The following is a 19,326-nucleotide window of genomic DNA, read 5'->3' as shown; positions in this document are numbered from 1 at the left end:
GGTGAGCTTAGCATTGGGATAACCCCATGACGTCTAAATCGTTTGACTACACCCGGGCCGATGCGGTCGGTCTGGGAGAGGCCATTCGCGCCAAAATTCTGTCGCCGCATGAGGCTATTCATGAGGCATTTGCAGCCATTGATCGCTGCAATCCCGAGCTGAATGCTGTGATCCATGAGATGCGCGATCAAGCGGAAGAACAGCTTAAATCGCTGCCAGAAGGTCCGCTTAAGGGTGTTCCGGTTTTATTGAAGGATGATTGCCCTTCCTATTCCGGTGCAGCAATGTCCTTTGGATGTCGTGCGGCAGAGGGAAATATCTCGCAGCGCGATCATGAACTCGTCAAACGCTATAAATCCGCTGGTTTGGTGGTGATAGGCAAGACCAATCTGCCTGAGTTTTCCTGTAATATCGCAACGGAATCTTCGCTTCATGGTCCGGCACTTAATCCGTGGGATGTGACACGCAGCATTGGCGGTTCTTCCGGCGGTGCGGCAGCGGCAGTTGCCGCGCGTATGGTGCCTGTGGCTTATGGTAATGACGGAGCAGGCTCGATCCGTATCCCCGCATCTTGTGGCGGGCTTTTCGGGCTGCGTCCGTCGCGCGGGCGTGTCCCATGCGGTCCGGTCTCGACAGAAAACTGGGGCGGAATGGTCAGCCATCATGTTTTGACGCGTTCAGTTCGCGATTCCGCAATGATGCTTGATCTGACAGATGCTCTTGAACCGGGTTCGCTTTATGCGGCCCCGGCCAAGATGGACCTGTTCGTCAACAGTGTCAGAACGGCACCGCAAAAGCTTCGTATTGGAGTTTGGCAACAGTCTGATCTCAATCAAGCTCTCGACGAGAAGACAGTAGCAGCACTTGAGGCGACGATTGCGTTGTGCGAACGGTTCGGACATAATGTTGTTCAGGTAAAGCCAGATTTTGATGGTATTCAGCTTGCAGATGCCATACAAAAACTGATCGCTGTTTATACCGCAATTGAAGTGGCGGATGTTGCCGCGACAATGGCAAAGCCTGCCAATAATCTCTATTTTGAGCCTTCAAATCTGGGGTTGGCCTCTTATGGCAATAGCTTGACCGCCACAGACGTCATTCAGGCGCGTTTAACCGCCAACAGTACCGCGCGCAGTTTTGGTCGCCTGTTTGAAGAATGCGATGTGGTGTTAAGCCCGATCATGCCGGTTGGATCATTTCCGCTTGGGATGCTCGACGTGCGCTCACCCGACTGGAAGGGGTTTGCCCGGCAGTTTCTCGAACTGACAACCTTCACCCATCCGGTCAACGCTGCTGGGTTGCCTGCGATGAGTGTTCCCCTCCATGAAACGTCTGATGGTTTGCCAATCGGTAGCCAGTTCATTGCTCCTTATGGGGCCGAAAATTTGCTATTCGAACTCGCAGGTCAGTTGGAAGCCATGTGCCCATGGTCTGATCGACTGCCCGCTATTCACGCCTGAAATCAAGAGACAAGCGATGCTCTATACAAAGCCCTATTTCCAGCCGTCCGATACGACCGAGGTTTTCGATCTCGTTGATAGAACGGTGCTTGGTACTTTGATCACCAGCCATGAGGGAGGCGTTGCTATATCGCACCCCGTCTTCATGATGGATCGGACACGCGGCGAAAACGGCACGCTGGTCTCGCATGTTGCTGCATCTAACGATCACGTTGAATTTCTGCAACGCGGCCTGCCATCAATCGCAATCCTGATGGATGCTGGTCACTATGTATCATCGTCATGGTATCCGGGTTATCCAGAAAGGGACAGCGCGCCGACTTGGAGTTTTATGGTTGCTCATATTCACGGCGCGCCCAAAATCCTGTCGGAAGCAGCGACCGCCAAACATCTCCACGAGCTCGTCAAACATATGGAAAAGGGTCGTGATAAGCCTTGGCAGATGAAGGAACTCGGTCCCGGTGGTCTGGAGCGGCGTCTGCCCAATATCGTCGGCTACGAAATGCCGATTGAGAAGATGGAAATCAAGTTCAAGCTCGGGCAGGACGAACGGTCGGCAGATATGAGTGCTGCGATCAAAAAACTGCGCGAAGAGGGGCGGGAAGACGTTGCCGAGATGATGGCGCGTCATTGCAAGCTTTAGAAATTCAGATGGGGGATTGGGGTTGATGACGTGGCGGGGCGCTTTGTCCATATCAGGCACGTAATCCAGCATTCACAGTTATAGCAGGCAGCCGGTTTTAGCGAGTTCCGGCAGTCTGTTCTTAGCACGACGGAAAGTCTCTTTCCGCCGAAAAACTCTTATTGTCTAAAATCAAAGGGGACACCTACTCAAATGAAGAATATTCTAGCTGCATCGGTCGCTGTTCTGGCAATGTCGCAAGTTGCATCGGCTGCCGATACCATTGTTGCACCCGAGCCTGAAGCTGTTGAATATGTTCGCGTTTGCGATGCCTATGGCAAGGGTTATTTCTATATTCCCGGAACCGAAACCTGCCTGCGTTTTGCTGGTTATGTGCGTTATGATATCAGCGGCAGGGACTATGCCTATGCACGCGTTCCAAGCACCAAAAAAATGGATACGTACGGGCAGCTGACCCGTTTTACTTTCCGCACATTTACTGGGAGCGAAACTGAACTCGGCACCCTCAAGACAGTCACCGAAACGCGCTATCAGTGGTACAATGGCGCAGATTCTTCATCGTCTGGCTCCCTGCGTCTCGGCTTTATCGAACTTGGTGGTCTGCGCGTTGGTCTCGACCAGTCTGCATTCGTCACCTTCTCTGATTATCTCGGCAATGTGCTGAACGATGACGTCATTCTGGCCGGTGGGTATCGCACAAATCTCATCAGCTATACCTACAAAAACAAGGAAGGCTTCTCGGCCATTTTGTCGCTTGAACAAGGCGGTAATTCAGACGCCGACGTTGATGTTACCATCGATGATTATATGCCGCATGTCGTCGGAGGGCTAAAATATGCTCAATCATGGGGCAGTATTGCTGGCGTAGCTGCCTATGATGCGCGTAACGAAGAATGGGCTGCTAAGGTCAAGGTTGATCTCAAGCTGAATGACAAATTCTCTCTTTGGTCACAGTTCGCCTATAAATCAAATGATGATCATTATAAAGCTAATGCCAATGGAGAAGTCTATCGTATTGTAGATAGTTTCTATGGTACATGGGGTGGCGATTGGGCTTTGTGGGGTGGACTTGCCTATCAGGCAACCAAGAAAGCTAAAATCAATTTACAAGTTGGCTATGATGCCAGCGAAACCCTGATGGCGACTGGCAATGTCAGTTATGCATTAGTACCAGGATTTAACATCACGCCTGAAGTTACCTATGTTCAGTGGAACAACAAGCGTATCGCTCTGGATGGACAGGATGCGCTTGGTTTGAAACTACGTTTCCAGCGCTCGTTCTGATCGTTAAATATAAGCATGAGGCTGTTCAATATTGAGCAGCCTCATGTTGGTTTTGCGCCGAAAAAATGTTTTAAGTATTGCGTCATTACCGCAATCTCTTTTTCCAGTGTTCCGAAGTAACTCCACTCATCTTATAATGAATAATGTCAGGCCATGAAAACTGACCTGGTGTTTAAACAGGTCTAAAGGTGATCGCGCGGAATGGTTTGTTCCCAGGTACGCTGTTTGACGTCTTTGCCGTTTTCTTTGGCGTTTAAAACTCCCGAGATATAGAAATTCTGATGATCCGAACGTAGGCTGGTCGTTGTTTCAATATCAATCATCCATCCTTCGCGTCCCATACGATAAGCCTGTGTGAGCACATAGGATGCGGTTAGCGGATTGTCGTCGCGCACCCGAAATTCTCGTTTCAGACTATGGCTGAGTTCGGTACCGATATCATCAAATCGCAAAATGCCTTCGCCAAACAAACCGCCAATACCTTCTGTCACATAGAGCGTTTCGCCTGTGACATGATCCTGCTCGGTCCAGCGGCGCACGCTGCCCGGATCAAGCTGGGTCATTGGTGTTGCCGGGCCATGCGCTGGCTTCTGGAAGACGACCTTTGCGTCATCGGCAGTTGGCTGACGCACAGGCAGATCAAGAACCGACGAAGCGGTGTCGAGCGTCAGTGTTACGCGCTTAGGCTCAGGACCCATTGATTTCAGAAAGGAGAGGTGATTCAGTTTCGTTTGAGGAGGCTGATCAATGAGTAATCTTTACTGGCTGAGCGAAGGACAAATGTCACGCCTTCGCCCGTTTTTTCCCAAGAGCCATGGACGTCCACGCGTTGATGACAGGCGTGTCTTGAGTGGAATTATCTTCATTCTTCGCAATGGGTTACGGTGGTGTGATGCCCCTCGGGAATACGGGCCTTGTAAAACGCTCTATAATCGTTGGAACCGTTGGTGTCACAAGGGGATATTTGCGCAGATATTTGAAGGCCTGTCTTCACAATCATCAGTCGGCAAGACTGTGATGATGGATGCGACCTATTTGAAAGCACACCGTACGGCTTCAAGCCTACGGTTAAAAAAGGGGGCGCTGGACGCCTGATCGGTCGGACGAAGGGTGGCATAAATACCAAGTTGCATGCCGTCACCGATACGCAGGGGCGTCCCATTTGTTTCCATGTCACGGCAGGGCAAATCAGCGACTATAAAGGAGCAGCAGTTCTAATCGATAAACTGCCGAAGGTTGACTGGCTTCTTGCAGACAGAGGCTATGATGCTGACTGGTTCAGAAAACGGTTAAAAGACAAAGAGATAAAGCCGTGCATACCGGGGCGCAAAAACCGCAAGAAGGCTATCAAGTATGACAAACGCCGATATAAACGGCGCAATCGTATCGAAATCATGTTTGGCAGACTGAAAGACTGGCGAAGAATTGCTACCCGTTATGATCGCTGCCCGATTGTGTTCCAAGCAGCAATAGATCTCGCAGCAGCCGTTATATTCTGGCTTGGAAAGGAATGAGTCCTGAGCCTACGCTGTCTGGACCTATCATCGATTTGCGTGAGCACGGCGGATGTAGACGATCTTCTTGCAGAGCGTGGCGTGCTTGACAGCCGGGAAACAGTTCGCCTCTGGATTAATCGCTTCGGTCGCCATTTTGCCGACTGTATCCGCAAGTGCCGACCACAGCCAAATGACAAATGGCACATCGATGAGGTCGTCGTGATGATCGGCGGAGAGAGGTTCTGGTTTTGGCGGGCAATTGACGCAGACGGCGATGTTCTTGATATTCTGGTTCAAACGCGCCGTAACACAAAGGCTGCCAATCGGTTTTTCTGCAGACTGGTGAAGCAATTCGGTCAACCACGTGTGGTCGTGACGGATTAGCTGCGCAGTTACATTAAGCCGATACAAAACCTTTCACCAGATACGGATCACCGAGCCCATAACGGCCTGAATAACGCCATCGACGTCTCGCATAGGCCAACCCGAAAACGCGAGAAGATATTTGGACGGTTCAAGTCAGCGCGGCATGCACAAAGGTTTCTTGCCGCTCACGATCAGATTAACCTGATTTTCCGTCCGCGTCGCCATTAACCCACAGCTCGTTCCTACCGTCATGCACGTAATGATGCATTTGCATTATGGCATGACTACACTACTGAAATGACCGCATTAGAACGAGCAAAACGGCTTCGTGGGGTCTTCATCAAACAAGTTGGCTATACCCGCGGAGCATTTTGGTCAGAAAGGAACGATTGGTGATCATCATTGCCACTTCAGAATTGATCGAAACGCTATTGTGGCATTGATCGGCGAGTTGACTTACGGCCGGAGAACCACCATCGATCCTTTGGCTCTGTCGTTTTCTTGAAGATCGTAAGGAGCCTAAACTCTTTTGGGTTCCGAAATAGTTTGGGCTGCGTTTTGGATGAGTGGGCCAAAGCTTTCGCTAAACTTTTCAGGAGTCCATTCCTGTAAGCTCCCAGCCACATGAATTGCCCCGACCGGCGCGCCCTTCCAATCCATGATGGGCGCGCCAATAACAACCTCATGGCTGAGCAACTGCCTGCACAGCAGAGAGTGTCCCCGTTCGCGTGTGGCACGAACATACTCCATCACACCTTCCAAATCCCGCACGGTATGCGGTGTAAATGGTGTCATGTCCGAGCGGCTGACAATATCGGCAATTGTGTCGTCTGGCAGTCGCGAGAGAATTGCTACCCCGCCCGCCGTGCAATAGGTCGGAACTGCATTACCAACTATAGTTGCACTAAAGACCTCATGTTTTGAGGGCATGCGCAACGCGTATATCACGCGAACATCGTCAAAAAGAGACAGATCAACGCGCTCGCTCACGCGGCGACGAAGCTCCAGCATGACTGGATTTGCACGCTGTAACATCGGGTTGAGACGCAAAAGATCATGGGTCATGTCGAGTACACGCAGCCCCGGCAAATAACCGCGATCGTCGGGGTCACGAGCGAGCATGTTCAGTGCAAGAAGCGTATGAATAATGCGCTGTGCGGCGCTTCTATCGATGCCCGCAGCAGTTGCAACCTGACTAAGAGACAATGGATGTCTCGCAGTTTGAAAAGCAGACATGACCGCAACTGTCCTTGCGACGGAGCGCAAAAATAGCGGATCGTCCTGAAACGCTGCCGCTTCGTCCGGATCAAAAGTTGAAATGCCGCGTAAGTCCCGAAATGTGTTCATAAGAAAAAGCTTTAATCCAGATTCAATGATTGACAAGCGTCAAAGTTGGTCCCTATCATAAAAAATCAATATAGATGTATCGCTGACAGATACACGTAATAGCCCGAGGGGGCAAACCAGGAAGATGGGAGTACGCTCGTGTCAAAACGCGTGGCTGTAGCTGGCTTTTTGCATGAAACAAACACTTTTGCCGCCAGTCCTGCAACGTTAGAAGCGTTTATTCAGGGCGGCGGATATATCCCGCTTTCGCGTGGCGACGCGATTTTCAAAAATGCGCAGAATGTTAATCTTGGTATCGCCGGGGCGCTGAAATTTGCGCGGGAAGCGAGCTGGGAAGTCGTGCCGATCTTGTGGGCCGGCGCTATTCCTTCCGCACCCGTTACCAAAGATGCCTATGAGGCAATCGTTTCCGAAATCGTTGCAGGGTTGAAAGACTGTGGTCCGCTTGATGGTATATTCATTGATCTGCATGGCGCCATGGTTGCTGAGCATATTGATGATGGCGAAGGCGAACTGCTTGAGCGCGTTCGTGCGGTGCGCCCAATTGAGCCGCTATCCGTAGCGCTAGATCTTCATGGCAATATCACGAAGCGCATGTTTGACTATGCCGATGTCATGGTTGGCTTCCGCACCTATCCGCATATTGATATGGCCGAAACAGGTTATCGTGCAGCAGAAGCATTACAGGCGCTGATGGACAAGCCTCACGGCTGGCATAAGGCAATGCGACAAGGTGATTATCTCATTCCGATTGCCTGGCAATGCACGGACGAACAGCCCGCCAAAGGCCTTTACGGCAGGACCATTGATCTGCCGGAAGGCGTTGAAACGGCTTCATTGTTTATGGGTTTCCCGGCGGCTGATTTTGCCGAATGTGGCCCATCGGTGTTTGCGTATGGCTGGGACAAACAAGCTGTTGAAGCCTATGCCGATCAGATACTGGAAGCATTGGCTGCGGCAGAACCTGCATTCTCAGGGACAGCATATTTGCCAGAAGAAGGCGTTGAGAAGGCGATAGAGCTTTCCCGCGATGCAAGCCGCCCAATCGTCATTGCTGATACGCAGGATAATCCCGGCGCCGGTGGTAGCTCCGACACAACTGGCATGTTACGTGCGCTTGTTGCAAGTGGTGCAAAGCGAGCCTCGATTGGCTGTATTCATGATCCTGAAGCAGCAAAGATCGCGCATCAGGCAGGCGAGGGGGCCGAAGTCGAAATTGCACTCGGCGGCAAGTCGGGCATTGCAGGTGACGAGCCATATAAGGCTAAATTTACCGTCGAAAAGCTATCTGACGGTAAGGCGCATGCAACGGGCCCCTATTATGGTGGGACGTGGCTTGATATGGGGCCATCGGCCTGTCTGCGGCTCGGTGGAACGAGGGTTGTCGTGACCACAAATCTCGCACAGATGGCGGATCGTGCGCTTTATCGCATGGTCGGTATTGAGCCTGAACAGGAAGCCATTCTGGTCAATAAGAGTTCGGTTCATTTCCGCGCTGATTTTGCCCCAATTGCCGAAAAGCTTCTTGTATGCACCGCTCCAGGCGCAATGCCGCTTAGCCCTGCAAAACTATCATGGAAGAATTTGCGTTCGGGCATTCGGCTGGAGCCACTCGGAGAACCATTCAAATAAAACAATAATAACAACCTTCAGAGGAACCAAGTATATGACGTTTTTTAAACCACCACAGACTGGGACTATCCTCCGCAAGTTCAAATATGGCATTGCAGCTTCGCTCATTGCATTGAGTGCCGGACATGCCGCAGCAGAAACAACATTAACTGCTGTTATGCACTCGGATCTGCGTATGCTCGATCCGGTGATCACCACTGCGCACATTACGCGCGATCATGCCTATATGATTTATGACGTGCTGATTGCCGTCGATGAAAACTTCAAGCCTCAACCACAAATGGCAGACTGGACCGTCTCAGATGACGGCCAAACCTATACTTTCACATTACGCGATGGTCTCAAATTCCATGATGGTGCGCCGGTAACGGCTGCGGACGTTGTCGCTTCGCTTGAACGCTGGGCTAAGCGCGATACGGGTGGCCAGCTGATCATGGACATCACAGATTCGCTCAAAGCAAACGACGATAAAACGATCGTCTGGACGCTCAAGGAGCCATTCGCACCGTTCCTCGATACGATTGCCAAGCAGTCCGCATTGCCGCCATTCATTATGCCAGCGCGTATCGCGGCAACGCCTGCTGACACAGCGATTACAGAACATATTGGTTCGGGGCCGTTCAAGTTCGTACCCGCCGAGTTCCAACCCGGCGTCGGCGTGACCTACATAAAGAACGAAGATTACGTACCGCGCAGCGAACCAGCCAGCTGGATGGCAGGCGGCAAGGTCGTCAATGTCGATAAGGTTCGCTGGGTCACTATGACGGATGCGCAAACCGCTGCAAATGCGCTGACAAGCGGAGAAATCGACTACATTGAACAGGTTCCAGTCGATCTGGTGCCGCTGTTTGACGGCGATGATACGGTTGTATTGGAACAGCGCGATCCGCTCGGCTATCAAACCATGGGACGGTTTAACTTTAAACATCCGCCATTCAATAACCCGGACATTCGCCGTGCTGCCTTCCTGGCCATGTCGCAGGAACCGGTACTGGCGGCTCTTATGGCCGATCCGAACTACTATAAGGTTTGCGGCGCAATTTTTGGCTGTGGCACACCAAATGCGACCGATGTCGGCTCCGAAACTATTGTTGCACAGGGTGATGTCGAAGAAGCAAAGGCTTTGCTTAAAAAGGCAGGTTATGACGGAACGCCGGTTGTATTGATGCAGCCAACCGACGTTTCCAGTCTGTCACCACAGCCCGTCGTTGCAGCCCAACAATTGCGTGCAGCCGGTTTCACTGTCGATATGCAACCGATGGACTGGCAAACACTGGTAGGCCGTCGCGCATCGAAAGATGAGCCCTCCAAGGGAGGCTGGAATATGTTCTTCACCAACTGGCAGATTCCAGAACTATCAACGCCATTGAATTCTGTCATGCTGAACGGTCGTGGCGAGCAGGGCTGGTTTGGCTGGCCGGAAGACGAGAAGATTGAAGCGCTGAAAAAGGAATATATCGCAGCAAAAACACCTGAAGAGCAGAAAGCTGCGGTAGAAAAGATACAGGCGCAGACACTGGAAAATGTTCTCTATATTCCGCTCGGTGAATATAACCCGCCGCAGGGCCGCAGAAGCAATGTCGTTGATATGCTTGGTTCGCCTGTTCCAGTCTTCTGGAATGTGAAAAAGACCGAAGAGTAATCCGCCCGCAGCTATCGCCCTTCGTGCGATAGCTCCCAGTTCAATGTGGGTCCGGCACGCTGCCGGTCCCACCTCAAGCGGGACGCGCATATGGCTGTCTATCTGTTAAAACGTATCTTCGCACTCGTGCCGGTGTTGTTGCTGGTATCGGTGTTTGTATTCCTCCTCCTGAGACTGACGCCGGGTGATCCGGCTGCAATTCTGGCTGGCGATGCCGCCACCACCGAACAGCTTGAACGCATCCGCGAAGCAATGGGCCTTAATGAGCCAATACTCACCCAGTATTTCACCTGGATGGGGAATATTCTGCAGGGCGATCTTGGCGTGTCGCTGATTTCCGGCGTGCCAGTTCTCGACATGGTTTCGCAGCGTATCGGCCCCACAATTTCTATCGCTGTGCTGACCATTATCATCGCAGTGCTTGTCGCTATTCCAATGGGTGTGGTTGCTGCATGGCGCCACCGGTCATGGGCTGATTATCTCGTCATGAGCTTTTCGGTTCTTGGCTTTTCCGTTCCAGTCTTTCTTGTCGGCTATGTGCTGTTGTTGATTTTTTCGGTCAATCTTGGCTGGCTTCCGGTGCAGGGTTTCAAGCCGATTTCATCGGGCTTGGGTGGCTTTCTGGAGCGCGCAATTCTGCCAGCTCTTACACTCGCTTCGATCTACATTGCGCTGATTGCCCGCATGACCCGTGCGGCAATGCTTGATGTGCTTGGCGAAGATTATATTCGCACCGCGCGTGCAAAAGGCGTGAGTGATCGCCGACTGCTCTTCGTTCACGCGCTCAAAAACGCAGCTGTGCCGGTCGTGACCATCGTTGGCACCGGCTTTGCCCTGCTGATTTCCGGCGTGGTCGTGACCGAAAGCATTTTCAATATTCCGGGCATAGGGCGCCTGACGGTCGATGCAGTTCTCGCGCGCGATTATCCGGTTATTCAGGCGATGATCCTGCTGACAAGCGCGCTTTATGTGTTCGTCAATCTGCTGATCGACCTTTCCTATACACTTTTCGACCCAAGGATTCGTTATTGATGCGCTCAGAAAAAACATCAGCGGGTATGCATTGGATGCTCCGCATGTTCTCGCTGCCGCGCGTTGCACGCGTTGGTATCGGGCCGATGATTGCAGGTGTATTGCTGACTGCAATCATCGTTCTCACTCTCATTTCGCCGTGGATTGCTCCGCACGATCCGCTCGCCATGAACCCCATGATGCGGCTTAAGCCTGCATCGGATGAATATCTGCTTGGAACTGACAATTATGGTCGCGATCTGTTTTCGCGCATGATCCTTGGCGGGCGTATTTCGCTGCTGATCGGGCTTCTGGCAGCCGCAGCTTCTATCGGGGTCGGCGTGATCATCGGTCTTATTGCCGGTTTCTTCCGTATGGCGGATGCTATCATCATGCGTATGATGGATGCTTTGATGGCGATGCCATCGATCCTGATCGCAATTGCTCTGGTCGCTCTCAACGGTCCATCGATTGGTTCTGTCATCATAGCGATCACCATTCCGGAAATTCCCCGCGTCGTGCGTCTGGTCCGCTCTGTCATTCTGACCGCGCGTGAGGAACCGTATGTTGAAGCAGCCTTAGCACTTGGTTCAAGCACACCGAAGATTCTGTTACGGCATCTGCTGCCCAATACGATGGCACCGCTGATTGTGCAGGGCACTTATATTGTGGCATCCGCAATCCTTACCGAAGCAATCCTCTCGTTTCTCGGTGCCGGTATCAGCACAGAAATTCCGACCTGGGGCAACATCATGGCCGAGGGGCGCCAGTTTTTCCGCATCAAGCCATCAATCGTGCTTTGGCCGGGTCTGTTGCTGACACTCTGCGTTTTGTCGATCAATCTTTTGGGTGACGCAGCGCGCGATACACTCGACCCACGTCTGAAAAAGCGAGAGGGCTGATATGGAACTGCGAAATCGTGATTTCACAAATGAGCCTGTCGTTCTGGATGTCGAAAATCTTGTTGTGGCGCTTCCGGGCGGCACACCAGTTCTGCGTAGCGTAAGCTTTGACATTCGCAAGGGCGAAACCGTCTGTCTCGTGGGCGAATCCGGTTCAGGCAAGTCGGTAACGTCGCTCACCGCAATGGGGCTCTTGCCGAAAGATGCACTTCTGGTCAAAGAAGGGGCGATCAGGCTCGACGGCACAGATTTGCTAAAACTCTCGGCTGCGGACATGAAAAAGATGCGTGCAACACGTATCTCCATGATCTTTCAGGAGCCGATGACTGCGCTTAATCCTGTTATGCGGGTGGGTGAGCAGATCACGGAAGTTCTCGATGTTCATACCAGTCTTTCGTCAGAGGCCAAGCGTGCCAAAGTCATCAACATCATGGAGCAGGTACATCTGCCCGATGTAGAGCGCATTTATCAAAGCTATCCGCACCAGCTTTCAGGTGGGCAGCGACAGCGTATTATGATCGCTATGGCGCTTATCCTTGAGCCGATGGTTCTGATTGCCGATGAGCCAACCACTGCATTGGATGTGACCACGCAAAAACAAATTCTGTCCCTTATTGCGGAGTTGCAGGAAAAGCACGGAACAGCTGTGTTGTTCATCACCCATGATATGGGTGTGGTTGCCGAAATTGCTGATCGTGTCTGTGTTATGCGCAGTGGTGAGATCGTCGAGCGCGGAACCATCCGTGATGTTTTAACCTCGCCACAACAGCAATATACCAAAGACCTGCTTGGCTCTGTGCCGAGCCTCATTCCGCGACTGGCGCGTGAACCACAGGGACATGAAGCGGTGATCCGCGTTCGTAACCTTGGCATGACCTATAAAACAGGCGGGCTGTTCAGTACAAAACCCGGCGTCAAAGCGTCTTATGAAGTGAACTTCGAGCTTCAGCCTGGAAGAACACTTGGAATTGTCGGCGAATCCGGTTCCGGCAAAACCACTGTTGCCCGCTCCATCATGCGTCTGATCGAACCGACGGAGGGTGAGATCGTCGTGGACGGGCGTGATATTGCGCATCTCGGAAAACGTGAAATGAAGCCTTTTCGCAAGAAGCTTCAGGTCGTGTTTCAGGACCCATTCCGCTCATTGAACCCGCGTTGGACAATTGAGCAAAGCTTGACGGAAGGCCCTGTCAATTATGGTGTTCCTTATGAAGAGGCAGTCGCTGAAGCCAAACGTCTCTTGAAGATCGTTTCGCTTCCGGAGGATTCGCTGAAGCGTTATCCGCATCAGTTTTCCGGTGGCCAGCGACAGCGTATAGCCATTGCGCGTGCGGTAGCCCTTCGACCGGACATTCTGGTGGCCGACGAGGCTGTGTCTGCCCTCGACGTTTCGGTACAGGCGCAGGTTCTCGAACTTCTCGCAGAATTGCAGCGCGATACCGGCATTGCGATCATTTTCATCACCCACGATCTGCGAGTGGCCGCGCAGATTTGCGATGACGTCTTGGTGATGAAACGCGGACAGGTTGTTGAGCAGGGCAATGCTTCCGACGTGCTTGGCAAGCCTTCGCATGAATACACGCGATCTTTGATAGAGGCGGCTCCCGGTCGCTTCTGGGATTTTGCGGCGGGACGTCCCGCCGCCTGATTATCTTCAGTAATTCAGACAGGAATGAAATCATGCCCATCATACCGTTTATTGAGGAGAAGGCCGGCGAGATGCGCGCGGTTTTCGAAGATTTGCATCGTCATCCGCAAATTGGCTTTGAGGAACAACATGCTTCAGGCGTTGTAGCGGAACTCTTAGAAAAATGGGGCTTTGACGAGGTGCATACGGGCATCGCCAAAACCGGTGTCGTTGGCATTCTGAAAGGCCGAAACCCTGGCAATCGTCGTGTGGGGCTGCGTGCAGATATGGATGCGCTGCCGATCGACGAGATTTCGGGCGTGTCTTACACGTCGCAAAATCCCGGCCGAATGCATGCCTGCGGGCATGACGGGCACACAACCATGCTGCTTGGTGCTGCACAATATCTTGCAGAAACACGCAATTTCGAAGGCACTGCCGTCTTTGTTTTCCAGCCGGCCGAGGAAGGTCTGGGTGGAGCACGCGGCATGATCGCCGAAGGACTGTTTGAGCGTTTCCCTTGCGACGAAATCTACGGAATGCACAACCAGCCTATGGGCACACTCGGCAAAGCACTTATCCGCAAGGGGGCGGCTATGGCTGGCGCAAGCTTCTTCGATATCAAACTGACAGGCAAGGGAAGCCATGCCGCCCAGCCGCATAATGCCCGCGATGTGCTGGTGATTGGTGCGGATATGGTTGGTCAGTTGCAGACCATTGTGTCACGCAACATCCCGGCAACGGATGCCTGCGTTGTATCCTGCACGCAGTTTCATACTGGCAGTGCCTATAATATCGTGCCCGAAGTGGCAACGATCACTGGCACCATCCGCTATTTCGAGCAGCGCGTCTGCGATCTTGCAGAAAGTCGTATCCGTGAAATCTGTGCGGGTGTGGCTGCAGGTTACGGTATCACGGTTGATGTCGATCTTCGCAACGTCTTTGATGTCCTGCGCAACGACCATGAACTATCTGATGCTTATATGGCGGCAGCGCGCGATGTGCTGGGTGAAGACAACGTCAGCGATGATTGCCCAGCCTTCATGGGCAGTGAAGATTTCGCCGACATGCTCGCGCGTGTGCCGGGTGCTTACATCAACGTGATGCATGGCGGTAAAGCTGCGCTGCATAATCCTGCTTTTGTGCTTGAGCCTGAAACTCTGCCAATCGGCGCGTCGATCTATGCCCGGATCGTGGAAACCCGCCTGCCAGTAAACAAGGACTTAGCAGTATGAGCACGCATGAATTGCCATTTAACCTCGATGACATGATTGCGCGCCTGCGCCCTTGGATCGAAACGGAAAGCCCGACTTTCGATGCAAGCGCAGTAAACCGCATGGTTGAGGTCGCCGCTTATGATTTTGCTGCGGCAGGTGCAACGATTGAATTCATTCCGGGTCGCATGGGGTTCGGCGGCTCCCTGCGCGCTCGTTTCCCGCACAAGGATCAGGGCAAGCCGGGTATTCTGGTGTCAGGTCATCTTGATACGGTTCATCCGATCGGTGTGCTCAACATCAATCCCTATCGCCGCGAGGACGGTAAGCTTTACGGCCCCGGCATTCAGGATATGAAGGGTGGTAATTTCGTGGCGCTTGAAGCCATGCGCGAGATTGCTCGCAGCGGGCTCGCAACAAAGCTTCCCGTTACGTTTCTTTTGACACCGGATGAAGAAGTCGGCACACCGTCGACCCGCGATCTGATAGAGCAGGAAGCGCTCAAGAACAAATATGTGCTGGTGCCGGAACCTGCACTGCGTGATGGCGGCGCGGTTGTGGGTCGTTATGCAATCGCGCGATACAATCTTGAGACTGTCGGCAAGCCAAGCCACGCCGGTTGGCTGCTCAAAGAAGGCCGCTCGGCAATTCGTCGTATGGCTGAAAAAATCATCGAAATCGAAGCACTCACCACAGATGATTGCACCTTCTCTGTAGGTGTTATTCATGCGGGCCAATGGGTCAATTGCGTGTCGTCAAGCTGTAATGCCGAAGCGCTTAGCATGGCCAAAACGCAGAAAGACCTTGAAGACGGCGTTGCGCGGATCATGGCGCTTGGCGGAGATAAAGACGGGGTTGAATTGATCGTCACCCGCGGCGTTACCCGTCCTGTTTGGGAGCCGGGTCAGCCACAGGATATGAAGCTTTTCAACTTTGCGAATAATATTGCAAAAGAGATCGGCTTCACCATGTCGGTGCAAAGTTCGGGCGGCGGCTCGGATGGTAATTTTACCGGCGCGCTTGGCGTGCCAACAATCGATTCCATTGGTGTGCGTGGTGAAGGTCTGCATACGCTGGGCGAGCATATTTTCGAAGACAGTCTGGTCGAACGTGCTCGCCTTCATGCGGGTCTGTTTCTCTCACTGGAATAACAGCCAGAGGTGCGGCCATGGCCGATGCTACAAGATCAACGGCAACCCGCATTGCGGGTTTGCTGAGCGAAGTCACGATCAACGTGGATCAATGGGGCGTCGCCCATATCAGGGCGGAAAATCTGCATGATCTGTTTTTCGCGCAGGGTTTTAATGCCGCGCGCGATCGGCTTTGGCAGATCGACATAGCACGCAAGCGCGGACTTGGCCTGCTGGCGCGCGATTTTGGCCCCGGCTATCTTGAGCAGGATAGGGCCGCGCGTCTGCTACTTTATCGCGGAGATATGGCACCGGAATGGAAGGCCTATGGTCCGGATTCGGAACAGATATGCACGGCTTTTGCTCAAGGCATCAATGCATATATCGATGCCTGTGAAGTAGGCGAAAGGGCGCTTCCACCGGAGTTCTCTCTCCTCGGTCACAAGCCTGATCGTTGGTGTGCTGAAGACGTTGTGCGCGTACGCACCCATTCACTGACACGCAATGCATCATCCGAGCTTTTGCGTTCAAAAGTCATGGCAAAAGCGGGTGTGGAGCTAGGTGGTAAGCTCGATCAGTTGCGCAAGGAATTGTCGCATGGCGTGGTGCCAAAGCCGGTTGATGGCTTTGACCCCAACATCATGACTGACAGGGTTTTGCGTGACTTCCAGCTTGCAGTCAGTCCCGCCACCTTCTCCAAAGAACGCTTGGCCGCAACACTTGATGAAGCAGTTCTCTGGACGGTTGTTTCGGCATCCGGCGACATCGCACGCGCCTCTTTTGAAGAGGGGTCCAATAATTGGGCAATCGCAGCTGAAAAGACCACGACCGGGCGACCGATACTGGCACTCGATCCGCATCGGACCCATGGTTTGCCATCCATCCGCTACGTCGTTCATCTGACCATGCCGGGCCTTGATGTGATTGGCGCAGGCGAGCCTATGGTTCCCGGAATTTCCATGGGGCATAACGGCACCGCAGCCTTTGGCCTCACAATCTTTGGAGCCGATCAGGAAGACATTTACGTCTACCAGACCGATGAAAACAACCACGACCAATATGCCTATCAAGGCAGTTGGGAGAAGTTCACGACGCTTACTGAAGCCATCCCTGTTAAAGGGCATCCGGATCAAACCGTCGAACTCAAATTCACGCGGCATGGTCCTGTACTCTATGAGGATAAAGCGAACAACCGCGCCTTTGGTCTGCGCACAGTCTGGATGGATGCGGGCATGGCACCTTATATGGCCAGCCTGTCCGTCATGCGGGCGAAAAACTATGCTGACTATGCCAACGCACTGGATGGTTGGGGATGTCCGTCGGTTAATCACATCTATGCAGATACAACAAACACCATTGCATGGAAGCCTTCAGGCGCCACGCCTGTTCGTGAGAACTGGGACGGACTTTTACCTGTCCCAGGTGATGGGCGTTATGAGTGGAATGGTTATCTGGCTCCGCAGTCTGGCCCTGCTGAAGTTAATCCGCAACGCGGCTTTATCGCGACCGCCAACGCCATGAATGTGCCTGATGCGTGGACAGCTGCTAATCCGGCGATTGGTTATGAATGGCTTGATAGCAGTCGTCACGACACCTTGCATCAAGCGCTTTCGCGCAAAGCGCCAATATCGCTTGAAGACTGTGTGCGCCTGCAAGCCTGCACTTTTTCGCCCATTGCCGCGCGGGCACTTGAAAGCCTCAAGGTGCTGTTCCAGCATAGTGATGACCCGGCTGTGTTACTTCTTCGCGATTGGGATGCGGACCTTTCGGCAAGATCTGCACCGGCAGGGCTTTTTGAAATCTGGTTGAACAAGTACCTTGGTCCACTTGTTGCAAAGGCCGAGGGTGCTGCCCCGGATGTTGCATCGCTGCTCATGCCATTTGATTCACCTAGCATTGTGTCATGGCTGGAAAAGGCGGAAACATCTCCCAGGCATATTGTGGCTATTCAACAAAGTCTCACCGATGCCTGGGCTGAATGCGCCTCTTTGATGGGGGCGGATGCTACGCAATGGGCATGGGGTACCATTCATAAGCTTGAACTCCGCCATCCCTTGCAATCGTTGACAGACAGGGATTGGTCACTGAAGTCTATAGCGCTTGGCGGCAGTAGTTCGACGCTGAATTATGCAACCTATCGTTTGCACGACTTCTCGGTAGTCGCGGGTCCATCTGTCCGAATGGTCATCGATGTCGGCGATTGGGATAATAGTCTCTTCGTCAACAACCCAGGTCAGTCTGGTGTGCCCGGATCGCACAACTACTCAAATATCCACGAGAATTGGCTCAATGCGAAGTCGGTTCCGCTTATTTATTCGGAACCGGCCATTGCAAGAGCGACGCAGAAAAAAATTACTCTAAAGCCACTCTGAAATTTCGAAATAATCAACCATAACTGGCTTCATTAGGAACAATCGGCACGGGTTGTGTCGCAAATATTTTAGTAGGTTAAGAACAAGCTTATCTCTGGACGTGATTATGCAGCGATCCCCGCGAACACTATGAATGGCGAGTGATTGTCATTTGCGAATTGGTTCTTACGGATCATGTGTGATACTTCGATTCCAGCAAGGTAGCAGAAGCTGAATGAAGGGTTTTGAAGCCTAACATATGTTTGTTGATCCGCTTGATGAAGCGATGATCCTATTCAAGGATATTGTTTACAGCCAGCGCACCAGACAAACTAGCCCCGCTTTTATCAATGACAATCTTGTTGGGAATGCCATTGCTTGCGATGGCTTTCCTGAAGAAACGCCGCGCAGCGCCGAGATTTCAGGCACCGTTAAATTATCTCTGGCGCAATATTATGTGATGATAGTAGAGCATGACCGAACCTCGTTCTTCACTTTATCACCGCCATCGTTATCCGCAGAGATTTTTGCAGAAGCCGTATGGTTGTATTTCCGCTTTCCGTTAAGCTTTCGCATGGTTGAAGACATGCTGGCCTATCGCGGAATCTTCGTCACATATAAGGCAGTGTACGAATGGGCTGAGAAGTTCGGGCGAGCCTATGCCAATACCATCCGTCGTCGTTCGCCACGGCTTGGTGACAAATGGCATCTCGACGAATGTGTGATATCCATCAAGGGTCAACATCACATTCTTTGGCGAGCCGTTGATCAGGGTGGCTTTGTGCTGAATGTCCTTGTTCAGAAACGCCGCAATACCAAGACAGCCAAGCGTTTCATGCGCAAGCTGCTCCCTGCTCTGGGCTGTGCATCACAGATTATGGTCACTGATAGACAAAGATCATAGGACGCTTCCAGGCGAGCAATAAGCCTTGGTGTTTGCGATCATCGCCAGCATAAAGGTTTGAACAATCGGGCAGAGAATTCACATCAACCGATCCGACGACGAGAGCGTGGTGTAAAGCGCTTTAAATCAGCGAAACATGTGCAAAGCTGTACGTCGATACATGATCCGATCTACAACCTAAATTATTTCCCCCCGAAACCAATTCAACGCCACCGATCACCTTGAGTTACGACAAGCCGCCACAAACATGTGGCGCGAAATCGCATGCCTGAAATCCGCATAATATCAACATCATAGACAGCATGAAGACCGTGTTC

14 protein-coding genes and 3 pseudogenes are annotated in these 19,326 nt (G+C 52.3%); 14 read left to right on the top strand and 3 right to left on the bottom strand.

The genetic code is table 11. From position 1 onward, the window contains the following. Positions 1-26: 26 nt before the first annotated feature. The 3 genes from RI570_RS19270 (at position 27) to RI570_RS19260 (ending at position 3,387) form a co-directional block, all read left to right on the top strand. Positions 27-1,460, top strand: a complete 1,434-nt coding sequence (locus RI570_RS19270; protein ID WP_313830386.1) for an amidase — start codon at positions 27-29, stop codon at positions 1,458-1,460. Between the two features lie 16 nt (positions 1,461-1,476). Next, complete coding sequence (locus RI570_RS19265; RefSeq protein ID WP_313830384.1) at positions 1,477-2,103, top strand: FMN-binding negative transcriptional regulator; 627 nt, start codon at positions 1,477-1,479, stop codon at positions 2,101-2,103. Between the two features lie 192 nt (positions 2,104-2,295). Further along, positions 2,296-3,387, top strand: coding sequence for a porin (locus RI570_RS19260; RefSeq protein ID WP_313830382.1), 1,092 nt, complete (start codon positions 2,296-2,298; stop codon positions 3,385-3,387). Between the two features lie 182 nt (positions 3,388-3,569). On the opposite strand, the gene RI570_RS19255 is transcribed toward RI570_RS19260, so the two are convergent. Further along, entirely contained in the window at positions 3,570-4,085 is a 516-nt protein-coding gene (locus RI570_RS19255) for a hypothetical protein (protein ID WP_313830380.1), read from the bottom strand. A 49-nt stretch (positions 4,086-4,134) separates the two neighbouring features. On the opposite strand from RI570_RS19255, the gene RI570_RS19250 reads away from it, so the two are divergent. Together RI570_RS19250 and RI570_RS19245 are read left to right on the top strand one after the other, a co-directional pair. Further along, positions 4,135-4,901, top strand: a protein-coding gene (locus RI570_RS19250; RefSeq protein WP_313829875.1) for an IS5 family transposase whose coding sequence is annotated in 2 segments (ribosomal slippage) — positions 4,135-4,455 and positions 4,458-4,901 — 765 coding nt in all. Because the reading frame shifts where the segments join, the coding sequence is not laid out codon by codon here. A gap of 7 nt (positions 4,902-4,908) precedes the next feature. Then, positions 4,909-5,555: pseudogene (locus RI570_RS19245) on the top strand (IS6 family transposase); the annotation flags it as partial. A 213-nt stretch (positions 5,556-5,768) separates the two neighbouring features. On the opposite strand, the gene RI570_RS19240 reads toward RI570_RS19245, so the two are convergent. Next, entirely contained in the window at positions 5,769-6,596 is an 828-nt protein-coding gene (locus RI570_RS19240) for an IclR family transcriptional regulator (RefSeq protein WP_313830378.1), read from the bottom strand. A gap of 138 nt (positions 6,597-6,734) precedes the next feature. On the opposite strand from RI570_RS19240, the gene RI570_RS19235 reads away from it, so the two are divergent. The 8 genes from RI570_RS19235 to RI570_RS19200 all read left to right on the top strand — a co-directional run bounded on the left by RI570_RS19235 (position 6,735) and on the right by RI570_RS19200 (position 18,126). Further along, on the top strand, positions 6,735-8,228 hold the full coding sequence (locus tag RI570_RS19235) for a M81 family metallopeptidase (protein WP_313830376.1): 1,494 nt from the start codon (positions 6,735-6,737) through the stop codon (positions 8,226-8,228). A gap of 34 nt (positions 8,229-8,262) precedes the next feature. Then, the gene (locus tag RI570_RS19230; protein WP_313830374.1) at positions 8,263-9,870 is read left to right on the top strand and encodes an ABC transporter substrate-binding protein; all 1,608 of its coding nucleotides are present in this window, start codon (positions 8,263-8,265) and stop codon (positions 9,868-9,870) included. A 90-nt stretch (positions 9,871-9,960) separates the two neighbouring features. Further along, positions 9,961-10,902, top strand: coding sequence for an ABC transporter permease (locus tag RI570_RS19225; RefSeq protein WP_313830372.1), 942 nt, complete (start codon positions 9,961-9,963; stop codon positions 10,900-10,902). Beyond that, the gene (locus RI570_RS19220) at positions 10,902-11,783 is read left to right on the top strand and encodes an ABC transporter permease (protein WP_313830370.1); all 882 of its coding nucleotides are present in this window, start codon (positions 10,902-10,904) and stop codon (positions 11,781-11,783) included. The genes RI570_RS19225 and RI570_RS19220 overlap by 1 nt, the downstream gene beginning before the upstream one ends. Position 11,784: 1 nt before the next feature. After that, positions 11,785-13,431 (top strand): ABC transporter ATP-binding protein, encoded by a 1,647-nt coding sequence (locus RI570_RS19215; protein ID WP_313830368.1) that lies wholly within the window; start codon positions 11,785-11,787, stop codon positions 13,429-13,431. Between the two features lie 32 nt (positions 13,432-13,463). Further along, positions 13,464-14,645 (top strand): M20 aminoacylase family protein, encoded by a 1,182-nt coding sequence (locus RI570_RS19210; protein ID WP_313830366.1) that lies wholly within the window; start codon positions 13,464-13,466, stop codon positions 14,643-14,645. Next, the gene (locus RI570_RS19205) at positions 14,642-15,775 is read left to right on the top strand and encodes a M20/M25/M40 family metallo-hydrolase (protein ID WP_313830364.1); all 1,134 of its coding nucleotides are present in this window, start codon (positions 14,642-14,644) and stop codon (positions 15,773-15,775) included. Before RI570_RS19210 ends, RI570_RS19205 begins: the two co-directional genes overlap by 4 nt. A gap of 17 nt (positions 15,776-15,792) precedes the next feature. Beyond that, on the top strand, positions 15,793-18,126 hold the full coding sequence (locus RI570_RS19200) for a penicillin acylase family protein (protein ID WP_313830363.1): 2,334 nt from the start codon (positions 15,793-15,795) through the stop codon (positions 18,124-18,126). 104 nt (positions 18,127-18,230) lie between these two features. Here RI570_RS19200 and RI570_RS19195 read toward each other — a convergent pair. After that, positions 18,231-18,526, bottom strand: a pseudogene (locus RI570_RS19195) (DDE-type integrase/transposase/recombinase); the annotation flags it as partial. 52 nt (positions 18,527-18,578) lie between these two features. Here RI570_RS19195 and RI570_RS19190 point away from each other — a divergent pair. Next, positions 18,579-19,292: pseudogene (locus tag RI570_RS19190) on the top strand (IS6 family transposase). Positions 19,293-19,326 lie beyond the last annotated feature (34 nt).

The sequence above is a fragment of the Brucella pseudogrignonensis genome, assembly GCF_032190615.1.
Classification (GTDB): domain Bacteria; phylum Pseudomonadota; class Alphaproteobacteria; order Rhizobiales; family Rhizobiaceae; genus Brucella; species Brucella pseudogrignonensis_B.
Note: the sequence above shows the minus strand (reverse complement) of the source record. Positions and strands in the feature narration are given on the sequence as shown.

What these genes read in the sequence shown, in the direction of transcription:
- RI570_RS19270 (WP_313830386.1), top strand. Translation starts at nt 27, where the DNA reads ATGACGTCTAAATCGTTTGACTACACCCGGGCCGATGCGGTCGGTCTG.
- RI570_RS19265 (WP_313830384.1), top strand. Translation starts at nt 1,477, where the DNA reads ATGCTCTATACAAAGCCCTATTTCCAGCCGTCCGATACGACCGAGGTT.
- RI570_RS19260 (WP_313830382.1), top strand. Translation starts at nt 2,296, where the DNA reads ATGAAGAATATTCTAGCTGCATCGGTCGCTGTTCTGGCAATGTCGCAA.
- RI570_RS19255 (WP_313830380.1), bottom strand. Translation starts at nt 4,085, where the DNA reads ATGGGTCCTGAGCCTAAGCGCGTAACACTGACGCTCGACACCGCTTCG.
- RI570_RS19240 (WP_313830378.1), bottom strand. Translation starts at nt 6,596, where the DNA reads ATGAACACATTTCGGGACTTACGCGGCATTTCAACTTTTGATCCGGAC.
- RI570_RS19230 (WP_313830374.1), top strand. Translation starts at nt 8,263, where the DNA reads ATGACGTTTTTTAAACCACCACAGACTGGGACTATCCTCCGCAAGTTC.
- RI570_RS19225 (WP_313830372.1), top strand. Translation starts at nt 9,961, where the DNA reads ATGGCTGTCTATCTGTTAAAACGTATCTTCGCACTCGTGCCGGTGTTG.
- RI570_RS19220 (WP_313830370.1), top strand. Translation starts at nt 10,902, where the DNA reads ATGCGCTCAGAAAAAACATCAGCGGGTATGCATTGGATGCTCCGCATG.
- RI570_RS19215 (WP_313830368.1), top strand. Translation starts at nt 11,785, where the DNA reads ATGGAACTGCGAAATCGTGATTTCACAAATGAGCCTGTCGTTCTGGAT.
- RI570_RS19210 (WP_313830366.1), top strand. Translation starts at nt 13,464, where the DNA reads ATGCCCATCATACCGTTTATTGAGGAGAAGGCCGGCGAGATGCGCGCG.
- RI570_RS19205 (WP_313830364.1), top strand. Translation starts at nt 14,642, where the DNA reads ATGAGCACGCATGAATTGCCATTTAACCTCGATGACATGATTGCGCGC.
- RI570_RS19200 (WP_313830363.1), top strand. Translation starts at nt 15,793, where the DNA reads ATGGCCGATGCTACAAGATCAACGGCAACCCGCATTGCGGGTTTGCTG.